This is a genomic window from Oscillibacter sp., from assembly GCF_031978065.1.
Taxonomy (GTDB): Bacteria; Bacillota; Clostridia; order Oscillospirales; family Oscillospiraceae; genus Oscillibacter.
The window spans coordinates 1-11506 of the sequence record NZ_DALZCH010000032.1 but is presented as its reverse complement, the minus strand read 5'-3'; the positions used below and the strand labels follow the sequence as shown (position 1 = coordinate 11506).

General features: G+C 55.2%; 12 protein-coding genes and 1 other annotated feature. Of the genes, 9 read left to right on the top strand and 3 right to left on the bottom strand.

Translation table 11 applies throughout. The annotated features are described in order from the left end of the window. The first annotated feature begins 17 nt into the window (after nt 1-17). From RTK01_RS06660 to RTK01_RS06650, 3 genes are all read left to right on the top strand, one after another. Nucleotides 18-842, top strand: coding sequence for an ABC transporter permease (locus tag RTK01_RS06660; protein ID WP_312280242.1), 825 nt, complete (start codon nt 18-20; stop codon nt 840-842). Between the two features lie 62 nt (nt 843-904). Next, nucleotides 905-1975: a spermidine/putrescine ABC transporter substrate-binding protein gene (locus RTK01_RS06655; RefSeq protein WP_312280226.1), complete on the top strand. Its 1071-nt coding sequence runs from the start codon at nt 905-907 to the stop codon at nt 1973-1975. 167 nt (nt 1976-2142) lie between these two features. Beyond that, nucleotides 2143-2538 (top strand): thioesterase family protein, encoded by a 396-nt coding sequence (locus tag RTK01_RS06650; RefSeq protein ID WP_312280225.1) that lies wholly within the window; start codon nt 2143-2145, stop codon nt 2536-2538. 183 nt (nt 2539-2721) lie between these two features. On the opposite strand, the gene RTK01_RS06645 is transcribed toward RTK01_RS06650, so the two are convergent. The 3 genes from RTK01_RS06645 to RTK01_RS06635 form a co-directional block, all read right to left on the bottom strand. Next, nucleotides 2722-3804: an iron-containing alcohol dehydrogenase family protein gene (locus RTK01_RS06645; protein WP_312280224.1), complete on the bottom strand. Its 1083-nt coding sequence runs from the start codon at nt 3802-3804 to the stop codon at nt 2722-2724. A gap of 13 nt (nt 3805-3817) precedes the next feature. Continuing rightward, nucleotides 3818-5008 carry a hypothetical protein gene (locus RTK01_RS06640; RefSeq protein WP_312280223.1) on the bottom strand — a complete coding sequence of 397 codons (1191 nt, stop codon included), beginning with the start codon at nt 5006-5008 and terminating at the stop codon, nt 3818-3820. Nucleotides 5009-5070: 62 nt separating this feature from the next. Further along, nucleotides 5071-5310, bottom strand: a binding site (T-box leader). A 417-nt stretch (nt 5311-5727) separates the two neighbouring features. Beyond that, nucleotides 5728-6609: a hypothetical protein gene (locus RTK01_RS06635; protein WP_312280222.1), complete on the bottom strand. Its 882-nt coding sequence runs from the start codon at nt 6607-6609 to the stop codon at nt 5728-5730. Nucleotides 6610-6817: 208 nt separating this feature from the next. On the opposite strand from RTK01_RS06635, the gene RTK01_RS06630 reads away from it, so the two are divergent. The 6 genes from RTK01_RS06630 to RTK01_RS06605 all read left to right on the top strand — a co-directional run bounded on the left by RTK01_RS06630 (nt 6818) and on the right by RTK01_RS06605 (nt 11425). Continuing rightward, the gene (locus tag RTK01_RS06630) at nt 6818-7603 is read left to right on the top strand and encodes a DUF169 domain-containing protein (RefSeq protein WP_312280221.1); all 786 of its coding nucleotides are present in this window, start codon (nt 6818-6820) and stop codon (nt 7601-7603) included. Nucleotides 7604-7677: 74 nt separating this feature from the next. Next, nucleotides 7678-8154: a cupin domain-containing protein gene (locus tag RTK01_RS06625; protein WP_312280220.1), complete on the top strand. Its 477-nt coding sequence runs from the start codon at nt 7678-7680 to the stop codon at nt 8152-8154. Between the two features lie 146 nt (nt 8155-8300). Further along, a complete protein-coding gene (locus tag RTK01_RS06620) occupies nt 8301-9098 on the top strand; it encodes an aldolase/citrate lyase family protein (protein ID WP_312280219.1) in 798 nt (265 codons plus the stop codon). 17 nt (nt 9099-9115) lie between these two features. Next, a complete protein-coding gene (locus tag RTK01_RS06615; protein WP_312280218.1) occupies nt 9116-10042 on the top strand; it encodes a 3-keto-5-aminohexanoate cleavage protein in 927 nt (308 codons plus the stop codon). Nucleotides 10043-10070: 28 nt separating this feature from the next. Then, nucleotides 10071-10766 (top strand): 3-oxoacid CoA-transferase subunit A, encoded by a 696-nt coding sequence (locus tag RTK01_RS06610; RefSeq protein ID WP_312280217.1) that lies wholly within the window; start codon nt 10071-10073, stop codon nt 10764-10766. Then, nucleotides 10763-11425 (top strand): 3-oxoacid CoA-transferase subunit B, encoded by a 663-nt coding sequence (locus RTK01_RS06605; protein WP_312280216.1) that lies wholly within the window; start codon nt 10763-10765, stop codon nt 11423-11425. Before RTK01_RS06610 ends, RTK01_RS06605 begins: the two co-directional genes overlap by 4 nt. The last annotated feature ends 81 nt before the right edge of the window (nt 11426-11506 follow it).

The following is an 11506-nucleotide window of genomic DNA, read 5'->3' as shown; positions in this document are numbered from 1 at the left end:
TCGGCAACCGCCTGTTGATGGGACTGACCTTTTTGTTTCTCTACGCGCCGATTTTCGTGCTGATTTTCTTTTCCTTCAACGCCACGAAAAGCCGGACAGTGTGGGGTGGCTTTTCCCTGCAATGGTACGTTCGCCTGTTTCAGGACGACGCGATTCTCAGTGCCTTGAGAACCACGCTTCTGGTGAGCGTGCTGGCTTCCCTCATCGCCATGGTGGCGGGGACTGCCGCCGCCATGGGCTTCGCGGCCATGAAGCGGCGTAGCCGCCACACGTTGATGTCGATCAACAACATCCCTTTGACCAACGCGGACATTGTAACAGGTGTGTCTCTGTCCCTCCTGTTCATGTTGGCCATCGGAGCGTTTAACGCCACCGTTGGCAAGGCTACGGGTATGACGCTGGCCAAGGGCTTCGGCACCATGCTGATCGCCCACGTTACCTTTGACATTCCCTACGTAATTCTCTCCGTCATGCCCCGATTGCGGCAGTTGGACCCCCACATCTACGAGGCGGCGCAGGATTTGGGCGCCCGAGGCTTTTACGCCTTCCGCAAGGTCATTCTCCCCGACCTGATGCCCGGCATTGTCAACGGGACAATTATCGCCTTTACCATGTCGGTGGACGATTTCGTGATTTCTTATTTTACCGCAGGTAACAAGGTTTCCACCCTTGCGATGGAGGTTTACTCCATGGCAAGGCGGAAAATCAGCCCGGAAATCAACGCAATTTCCACGCTTTTATTTATCTCGGTGCTGGCGCTGCTGGTGATCGTGAACCTGCGTCAGTCCAGACAGAATTCCGCCGTGCGGCGGCAGCGCGCCGCCCTAACCCCAAAAACCTAAAGGCTCCGGCGCAGCGCGCCGTTTGCCCCCATACTACAATCTGCAAAGGAGAATATGAAGAATTGAAAAAGATCCTCTCTCTGGCTCTGGCGGCCCTTTTGGTCTGCCCCCTGCTCACCGCCTGCGGCGACTCTGCCGGCAAATATCCTAACGGTGAGGTGAACGTTCTCAACTGGGGCGAGTATATCTCAGACGGACAGGACGAAACGCTGGACGTAATTAAAAAATTTCAGGAGGACACCGGCATTAAGGTGAACTACACCGTTTGCCCCGACAATGAAACGCTGTACGCCAACCTGAAGCAGGGAGACTCCTATGACGTAATCATCCCCTCCGACTATATGATCTCCCGTCTGATTGACGAGGAGATGCTTCTGCCGCTGAACTTTGACAACATCCCCAATGCGGCGGACGTGGACCCAAACTTTATAAACCCCGCCTATGACCCGGAGAACGCCTATTCCGTCCCCTATATGTGGGGGACTGTGGGTATTATCTACAACACATCCATGGTGGATGAGGCCATCACCAGCTATCAGGCCCTGTTTGACACAAAATACGCCGGGCAGGTCTTGATGATCAACAACTCCCGGGACGCCATCGGTGTGGCGCTGAAAACCCTCGGCTATTCCTACAACACCACCGACCCCACCCAGATTGCCGAGGCCACGGACCTTCTTATTCAGCAGAAGAAGGACGGCATCGTTCAGGCTTATGTCATGGACGAGATTTTTGACAAGCTGGAAGGCGGAGAAGCTGCCATGGGCGTGTATTACGCGGGAGACTATCTCTCCATGCACGCCAATAACGAGGATCTTGCCTTTGTGCTCCCTTCCGAGGGAACCAACATCTTTACCGACGCCATGTGCATCCCCGTGGGCGCCGCCAATCAGGAAAACGCGGAGAAGTTCATCAACTTCATGTGCTCCACGGAGGTGGGTGTCGCCAACTGCGAGGCCATCGGCTATTCCACCCCCCTGATGAGCGTCAAGGCAGCGCTGGACCCGGAAATTACCTCTGACCCAGTGGCCTATCCTTCGGACGAGGTGCTGGCAAGCTGCGAAGCGTTTTTGAATCTGCCCGAGGCCACCTTGAAGCTCTACGACTCCGAGTGGCTGCGGCTGAAAGCTTAAGCCCGACAATTAAAAAACGGCGGGGAAACCGGAATCCGGTTTCCCCGCCGCCTGCATTTTCTCTAAAAACCGGTCCCATCCGGTTTTTTTCTTTTTACCCTTGTAAGGCAAAGGGCTTATCGGTATAATGAATACACACAATTCAACAAACAAAGGAGAATGCAAAAATGGTAACAATCGGAACAACCTACCGTGGGGAACAGACAGTTACGGACGCGCTGACCGCCTCCGCCGCCGGGTCCGGCGCGCTGCCGGTGTTTGGCACGCCGTTTATGGTGGCCCTGATGGAAACCGCAGCCCTCAACTGCTTGCAGCAGGGTCTTGAGGAGGGCAAGGGCAGCGTTGGCGTGGGTCTTGAAATTAGTCATGACGCCCCCACCCCCGTGGGTATGAAAGTCTGGGCGGAAGCCGAAGTCACCGCCATTTCTGAAAACGGCAAAATGGTGGACTTCAAGGTCACGGCCTGGGACGAAAAAGGCTCTATCGGCCACGGAACTCACACCCGCGCCGTCATCGACAACGCCCGGTTCCTCGCAAAGTGCAACGCCAAGCTGGACGGCTGATCCGCCGTCTTCCCCGCCCCGCCGAAATTCGGCGGGGCGGTTTTTTTATCTTTTCACAGCCGCCGTTCCCAAAAAAGGGCTGATTCAATCGAACCCCCCACAGTTTCGGGCGGCCCGCCTGCAGAGCAGCACCCTATCCAGTCGCTGGCAAGCTGCCCCCATACGCTGGAACAGCCAGCCGTTTCAGCGGGTCTGCTCCTGCATCCGGTTATATTCCTCTAGCTCCCGAATACCGCTGATAATCAGTGCGTCGGTCACCTCGTAGGGGTAAACCCGCACGTCGATACCCTTCAAAGCCTTGGCGGCAACCTTTTGCAGGTCGTCTTCCGTGGCGTGGATATCCGCAAGCTTCGTGGGCAGGCCGATGGATTTGCTGAACTGGAACACCTCGTCCCGTTCCTCATACTGCTTGTCAACGGTAAGCAGCACCAGAATTCCGTAGGCCACCACCTCACCGTGGAGATGGTGAAACTCCTCGGTGGAGGGCAGAATCGTGAAGCCGTTGTACACCGCGTGGGCAAGGCCCGTGGTGTAGTCCACCTGCACAAAGTTGGAAACCATGCCGGTGGACACAATGATGCCGAGCACCGTCTCCGTCAGGTCGGAGGTCACGGTGTTTGCTTCGCAGTCCTTAAGGGCCTGCTTTCCGAAAATTTTCAGCGGCTTTGCACACATAGTGCTCAGGGCGATGCCCATACCGTCGGAGTGGCGGGGGGTATGCCCCCGGGAAGAGACGGTGCACTCGTAGTGCTTCGCCATGGTGTCGCCAATTCCGGCCCAGAGATATTTGACGGGCGCCTCCGCGATAATTTGGGTGTTGATGAACACGTGGTTTGCCGGAACCTTGGAGAAAGAGTATTCCCGCAGGCTTCCGTCCGGATGATAGAGAATGCCAAGGCTGGTGTATGCCGCGCAGGTGGAGGCGATGGTGGGGAAGGTGAAGAAGGGCTTCCCTGCCCGCTGGGCCAGCACCTTTGCGGTGTCGATGGCCTTTCCGCCGCCCACGGCGAAAATCATGTCCGCGTCCTCCGTGTCGGGGGTGAGCCGCTCAATATTTTCAACGGATGCCTCTCCCCCGTTCCACAGGCAGCGGACCACCTCCACAGAGGAACCCTTCAGCGCGGAGATGATTTTCTCCTGCGCTGCGGCCATGGCCTTTTTGCCCCCGATCATCACCACTTTTGTTCCGTAGGCCGAGCAGACGGAGGAAATTCCGTCATACGCGTCCGCGCCGATGGTATAGCTTGGAATCAGTGTTCTTTCCATTTCTTATCTCTCCTTAACCCTTATAACCCGGATTTGCCGCCAAAAACTGACGGTTTTTATAAATGCCCACGGTCAGCATGGGGACGATCACCACCGCGATGCCAAGATACCCACAGTAGCCATAACCGTATTTGATGATGTTGGTCAGCCCCGCGAAGGAGATGCCCATGGAAATTGCGATGATGGAGGCGGCAATAATGCCGTTTTTTACGGCGGGATTCTCAATCCCCTTGAAAACAGAGATATTTTCAAACTTGGCCACAAATCCGAAGGTGGTGGTGACGCCGGTGGAAATCAGGCACAGCAGCAGGCAGGCCCCATAGGCCACCGTGAGCCACGGAATACCGATCTCGCGGCAGACAGTGAGCGTTGGGATCACGGTTCCACCCTCCGCAGCGGTATAAAATCCCTGCCAGGACAGCAGCATGAAAACCGACAGGGTCAACGCGGCGGCGTTCATAACAAAGGCGATGTTCATGGATTTGTTGCAGCCCCGCTTATCGGAAAGCGGCTTGCCGCAGGCCAGCATGGTGGGCAGCGTGACGCACTGGAAGCCCGCGTAGACAAAAGCGTTTAAAATCGCCTTGGGAAACATAGAAAATCCGGTGTCTTGAAAGCTGGCGGACAGAACGGTAGCGATGTTCTCCCCCTTGGTAATGCCGATGGCGTAAATGCTGATGGCGATGACCAGAATGGCCATGCCCATATAGGTGGAGGCCAGACGAACCAGATTCGCGCCGAAAATGGTAAGCGTCAGCACCAACGCGCCGACCGCAAAAACACTGATGGCATAGGGAATCCCAAAGTAGGCGTTCAGCGCAGAAGCCGCTCCCGAAATGGCGGCGGCAATGGCCATGACCACCATGATGTAGAAAAACACCTCGAAAAGCCATTCAATCTTTTTGAAGGGGCTGAAAATGGCTTCAAACAGCTCTTTGTAGGATTTGAGGTTCCGCGAATTGTAAAAGAACATGGCTTCCCTCATGGTCAGGGACATGAGGAGCACCGCCAGAATGGCCGCCACCGGGCCAAGCCAGCCAAGGCCCACATAATAGGTGTTGGCCTGATTGCCGGTGGCAAAGCCGCCCCCGGCATGGGCCGAGAATAGGACCGAGCCCACGGAAAAGGCGAGAAAAAACGCGCTTCTTCTGGATTTCATGTCGGGATTTGGAATTGCTGCCGGTGTCGTCGTTGCTGTTTTCATGTTGACCTCCCAAATACTGTCCAAGAAGACGCAAAAAATCCTTCCGTCTCCTTGCGGTTTAGCAAAGAGACGAAAGGATAAAATCCTCACGCGGTACCACTCTTCTTCATTCTTGCGAATGCACTTTACGAGGTACTGACATACCTCTGCCTTCTGTAACGGGGGCTTCCGTCCGCGCCTACTTATGTGTTCGGCGCAGCCATTCCGTGACCAGTTCGGCAGATTGCGCCCTGTTGCCTCGCACCAGACGGCAACTCTCTGAAAGGGCAATGCTGCTTACTACTTCACATCTTCATGTTTGAACGTATCTTAGCAAAGGCCCGGGGAGAAGTCAATAAAAAACTTTGCGTTTATCACCGAATATCGCTTCGGCACAAAAACACTTTGCCATCGGTAATTTTTTATGGGCGGATTGCACAACCCCAAACAGCAATTTGTGATGCCTGCCATTCACACGCCGAATGATGCCCTATCCAGCCCGCAAACAAGACCTGACAATTTTCCGCAGACAGGAAGAATCCGCATGCGACTGCCTGCCTCGGGTCGCACATCCACATTTAATTCATGTTTGAAATTCATCACGAAAAACAAACCGGATTCAATTCACTTTAAGCGTCTTTGTACGCAAAGGCCCGCCCAACGGCTTGTCAGCGGCGGGTGCGGACGCTTTCATAAGCTATAAATGTACGTTCCCGCACTCTCTTTTTACATAAACCCAGTCAGCAAAATCCACCAAAACAGGAGGACTCCGGGTTTTCCAGTTCCTCTTTTGTAAGCAGCTTGTCGAATCCATAAATGACTCTGCCTGACAGGGTTTCGCCCCCGCCCAGCGTGACCTCCCGCATCATGGATTGACTTACAAGGACGGACCCAAGCTGCGGCTGCGGCTCCACGCGAAGAGAGGACAGATTCCCGTAGACGGAAACCGTAAGCCCTGCCTGAACGTTGGCCAGCTCGGCCATGGGCTTCACCTCGTCGTCCCCTGAAATAAAGGTGACGGAAGACCCCTCCACAGGCTGAAACGCCATGTCGGCGTATGACGTGTCGCTGATGGGGCACACCTCTCCTTCCACCAGTGTTGTAGCACAGAAGGTGCGCGTGACGTAGCCGTCCAGCCCGCCGCTCTCCAGCATCCGGAACGGAAGCTGACAGGCGAAGTTGACTGCCGCTTGCTGCTCCGGCGTCACATATAAATCCACCACCAGACGATTTAAATTAACCCACATGATGCGGACCCCCACGGTCATGGCGCAGCCGCTCTCCTCCGCGGAGGTGGCGCAGGACATCAGCACGTAATTGTCTCCGGTCTCCTCCACCTTCCAGACCTTGTGGGCCAGCAGCCGCGCATAGTCTCCGGCAGCAGCGCCGGCAGCGATCCCGCATATGGGCGTGGGGGCCTGCTCGTACTCCGCCAGCGTCTCAAAGCCAGCCAGCATGTTTTGAAGCGCACCCCGACGATTATGAATAAAAACACTCTTAAGGCTACACCCGTATGTGGATACCTCAACGTAATCGTTGGTGCTGTTGGGAATGCGGAAAAGCCGCACCGCCTGCCCATCGACCGTCACGCCAAACGGGATTTCTTTTATGCTTTGCTCCATATCTGTCAATCCTTCCTGATTCATAGTTTTTATTCTGAAGATTCCATTTGATATCTAATTTTAAGAAAAGCAAAACGGATGCCAAACATCCCTTAAAAAAGTAAAAAATAAAAAATTTTAAATGTCGTCAACTTGGCATCTAAAATGCTATTACAAAAGGCGGACAGGATATATCGGGCCGAATCAGCCCGGCAAGGAGGTCCTGTCATTGAGAGGAAGGGACAGTGACATCATGGAAAACTATGACTGGGAAAGTATTGTCGAGCGGCTGACAAAGCTGCTGCGCCTGCAAACACCTCCTGTTGCCATGAAATGGATCAAAACGGAGGAGGAGCTGCAAAGTATCCCGAAGGTGCGAATTCATAAGAAGCATCTGCCGCCGTGCACCATTGTGGGTCATGCCGCTCAGTATAACTGGACCAGCGCCTGCAAGTTTGAAAACGTGCACGCAAATTATTGCCGCGGAATCAACGGGATGTTTGAACGGGACGAGAAGTGGCATTCCGGGGAAATCTTTAACGGGGTCTGGTTTAACAATCTTGAGGCGTCAAAAGCGCACAATCAGGCGTTGAACTGCATACCGCCGGAGTACATTGCCGTGGTAGCGTCTCCGCTGACGGCAGGGCGGATTGAGCCGGACGTATGCGTGCTGTACATGAGCCCTGCGCAGGCATTTATGCTGTTGTCTGGGTATCAGTTTGAGGACTATAAAAAGCTGAATTTCACCTTTGTGGGCGAGTCCACCTGCTCGGACTCCTGGGGAAAGACTTTTCTGACGGGAGAGCCGGCCATGAGCCTGCCGTGCTATGCGGATAAGAAGTTTGCCGGTATGGGGGAAAACGAATTGCGGCTGACTTTTTCCCCTCAGGACTTGGTGCGCGCGTTAAATGGTCTGGAAGGACTGAGCAAAAACGGCCTGCGCTATCCCATTGCATCTTACAGCCTGACCTCTGACATTCTGGAGGGTCTTCCTCAGAGCTATCTGGAATTTTGACGCGATCCCCTGTTCTTCAAAGAAAATCCCTGCGCTGAAAAGGCAAATAAACGAATTGGAAAGGAAACTGAATCATGGCTAAAATTATGTATGGCAACTATAACGATCTCCCCTGGATGCCCAATCACAGAAAGGATGTTGACGGCAAGGTCATGTGCTACATGAAGTGCTTTGCTATGGAGGCCGCCAACATGCACATGTGCTTGGGCCAGATGTTCAACGGAATGCCCATCGGACCCCACACCCACCCCAACGAGCAGATTGCAACCGTCGTCAAGGGTGAGTGCGACTACTGGGTGGACGGTGTTCCCTACCGCCTGTCCCCCGGCTGCTGGGTCAACGTTCCTCCTCACTATGTGCACTACGCGCAGGTTTATCGCTCTCAGGGCCCGTGCTATCAGATGGATATCATGTCTCCCAAGCGCTCTTCAAGCTGCGATGAGTACAAGGCGTGGCTGAAATCCGAATATGATATCGACTGGGATGCAGGCGGACGGGAGGTTCCCGACCTGACCGAGCCGCAGGATACCGGCGCTGAGGTCAGAGGATAATTTTTCGGCCTGCGCAGGAATTTTCAATGAAGAGCATTTACGTACGGAGGCCTGTGAAAACCGGCCTCTGTACTTAATTAAAAGAAACGGCAGCCGGTCCGCCTCCAAAAAGTGCGGTGGACCGGGCATGGAAAGGATAGATCGATATGAAAATGCGTAATTTTGTCCGGGAAAAAATTGCGGAAAACGGCTATGCGCTGGGAGCCTTTGTGGCCTCCGGCTCGGCGGTGAACTGCGAGATTCTGGGCCTTGGCGGACTGGACTTCGTGATGATTGATTGCGAGCACGCGGAGACGGATGCGGAAAGCATCGTCCAGATGTGCCGCGCCTCGGAACTGTACGGCATGGCGCCGCTGGTCCGGGTTTACGACCCGGACGACGCGCCCATGATGAGCCGGATGCTGGACGTGGGCGTCCACGGCGTGATGGCCCCTCTGGTGGGCACCCCCTCCCAGGCACAGCACGCGGTGCAGTACTTAAAATATCCTCCCCTTGGTAAGCGTGGGGCCAACGGCGGACGCGGTCCCCGCTGGGGCGCATACGACGAGTATGTGAAAAACGCCAACGACAATACCCTGTGCATTGTTCAGTGCGAGTCCCTTGAGGGTCTGAACAATATTGAAGAAATTGCCGCAACGCCGGGGCTGGACGCAATTTTCATCGGCACCGGGGACTTGTCTCTGGAAATGGGCATTCAGTTTAAGGCCGATTCCTCCGCCAACCACAAGGTGGAAGCGCCAGAAATGGTGGCGGCAATTGATCGCATTTTGGCGGCATGCAAAAGACATGGAATTATTCCCGGCATTGTGACCGCCAGTGCCGACGACGCAGCCCGGCGCATTCGTCAAGGCTTTCAGCTTGTCACCTGCATGAACGATCTGGGCTTTTTCCACAGCCGCACCAAGCAGCACTTTCAAGAGGTCAGAAACCTTGTGAAGAAATAACGGAAAGGGGCATTTTGATGAAAAACAATAAAGTAATCTTGACTGCCGCCATCACCGGCGCGGTTCATGTGTCCAGTATGAGCCCGTACCTGCCCATTACGCCGGAGGATATCGTCGCTCAGGCGGTTGGCGCGGCCCGGGCAGGCGCGGCCGTAGTCCACCTGCACGCAAGAGATCCCAAAACCGGGGAGCCGTCCTCCGATCTTAAACTGATGCGCCAGATGGTGAGCGCCATTAAAGAAGAATGCGACGTTATCATCTGCATTACCACCGGAGCCAGCCAGATGATGACGGTTCAGGAGCGTTTGTCGGTGGTCCCCAATATGAAGCCGGAGCTAGCCTCCTGCAACGCAGGCTCCATGAATTTTGTTCTGGCGGGACTTGTCCCACAGTTGACGGACGACGCCCCCGCGTGGGAGAAAAAATATCTGGCGGGTACTTACGACAACGTCTTTGCCAATACCTATCAGGGACTGGACACCTACATTCACACCATGCAGGAAAATGGCACCATTCCCGAGTTTGAAGTCTATGACGCAGGCATGATCAACAACATTGCCTATTTCAAAAAGCAGGGCATTTTGAAGTGCCCCATTTATCTGCAATTCGTCATGGGGATTCAGGGCGGGCTGCCCGCATCGGTGGACAATCTGGTGTTCCTGCGCAATACCGCCGAAAAGCAGCTTGACGAATTCAACTGGTCCTGCGCGGCGGCGGGAAGACATCAGTTCCCCATGATCACGGCGGCGATGGCCATGGGCGGCAATGCCCGCGTGGGCCTTGAGGACAACCTGTACATCCGCCCCCGTGTGCTGGCCAAATCCAATGCCGAGCAGATTCAGGCCGCTGCCTCGGCGGCGCATATTCTGGGCCGCGAGGTGGCCACGGCGGAAGAAGCCCGGGCGATTTTGAAGCTCAAAGGCACTAATCATGTAAATTTCTAAGATACACTCACGAAATGGAGGAACATGCGTGGCAAATAAACAAGTGATTTCCGCAAAGGAAGCGGCGGCGCTGATTCCCAGCGGCGCAACCATTATGATTGGCGGCTTTCTGGGCTGCGGGCAGGCCCATGCAATTATCGACGAGCTGATTAAATCAGATAAGGGCAACTTCACCCTGATTGGAAACGACATGGGCCGGGAAGTCGGTCCGGGGGGCGAGCCGTATTACGGCGTGGCCAGTCTGATTCACTGGCGCAAGGTGAAGCGGGTCATTGCCACCCATGTGGGCATGTCGCCGGAGGTAGGACAGCAGTCGATGGAAGGAACGCTGGAGGTGAATTTGGTTCCGCAAGGCTCCCTTGCGGAAATGATTCGTGCCGGGGGCGCGGGACTTGGCGGCGTTTTGACGCCGGTGGGCGTGGGTACCGTTGTGGAGGAAAGCCCTCTCACAGATCGCAAACTCTCAATTGACGGCAGGGACTATCTTCTGATGAAGGCGCTGAAGGCCCACGTGGCGCTGCTTGGCGGCTATAAAACCGACATGGCAGGCAACGTTTGGTATAAGGGGACCATGCGCAATTTTAACGTCCCTATGGCAGGCGCCACCGAGCTGGTGATTGTAGAGACGGAGCAGTTGGTGGACATCGGCGAAATTCAGCCGGAAGATGTGATGACCATGGGAATTTTGGTGGACTATATCGTGGAGGGAGGTGCGACGCAGTGAACGCGAAGGAAGTGATTGCCGCCCGTGCGGCAAAAGAATTGAAAAACGGGGACATTGTGAATCTTGGCATCGGCTTGCCAACCATGATTCCGTCCTTCCTGCCAAAGGACATCGAAGTGACGATTCACGCCGAGCTTGGCATCGTCGGGGCAGGCGGACGGCCCGGCGAAGAGGACGGGCATTATGCGCCCTATCACGTGACGGACGCGGGCGGCGCCCCCTCCTCCGTCCTCACCGGCGGAGCCTTCACGGATTCTGCCACCAATTTCGCCCTGATTCGCGGCGGTCATGTGGACGCCTGTATTTTGGGTGCGCTGGAGGTTGACGAGGAAGGCAGTCTGGCAAACTGGATCATTCCCGGCAAAAAAATGCCGGGAATGGGCGGGGCCATGGATCTGTGTGTGGGAGCAAAGCAATGCATCGTTGCAATGGAGCACACAGCTAAGGGGAAACCCAAGATTCTCAAAAAGTGCACCCTGCCCTACACGGCAGTAAACTGCGTCACCACCATCATTACGGAAATGGGTGTTATGAAGGTCACGGACCGGGGCTTGCTGTTGACGGAAATCAATCCGGAATACACGGTGGAAGAGGTTCGTGCGGCCACCGAAGCCCCGCTCAGTGTGGCGGATAACCTGCAACCGATGCTGGGGGCCTAAAGTACCGAGACACAGAAAAGGCCGGTGTTCCTCTAAAGCGCCGCCTTTTCCATGCTGAGGATAAGCCCCGCAGGATGTTAG

Bases quoted from the DNA above. Each gene is read 5' to 3' on its own strand.
- RTK01_RS06625 (WP_312280220.1), top strand. From the start codon at position 7,678: ATGGCTAAAATTATGTATGGCAACTATAACGATCTCCCCTGGATGCCC.
- RTK01_RS06645 (WP_312280224.1), bottom strand. From the start codon at position 3,804: ATGGAAAGAACACTGATTCCAAGCTATACCATCGGCGCGGACGCGTAT.
- RTK01_RS06660 (WP_312280242.1), top strand. From the start codon at position 18: ATGGGACTGACCTTTTTGTTTCTCTACGCGCCGATTTTCGTGCTGATT.
- RTK01_RS06650 (WP_312280225.1), top strand. From the start codon at position 2,143: ATGGTAACAATCGGAACAACCTACCGTGGGGAACAGACAGTTACGGAC.
- RTK01_RS06620 (WP_312280219.1), top strand. From the start codon at position 8,301: ATGAAAATGCGTAATTTTGTCCGGGAAAAAATTGCGGAAAACGGCTAT.
- RTK01_RS06640 (WP_312280223.1), bottom strand. From the start codon at position 5,008: ATGAAAACAGCAACGACGACACCGGCAGCAATTCCAAATCCCGACATG.
- RTK01_RS06615 (WP_312280218.1), top strand. From the start codon at position 9,116: ATGAAAAACAATAAAGTAATCTTGACTGCCGCCATCACCGGCGCGGTT.
- RTK01_RS06635 (WP_312280222.1), bottom strand. From the start codon at position 6,609: ATGGAGCAAAGCATAAAAGAAATCCCGTTTGGCGTGACGGTCGATGGG.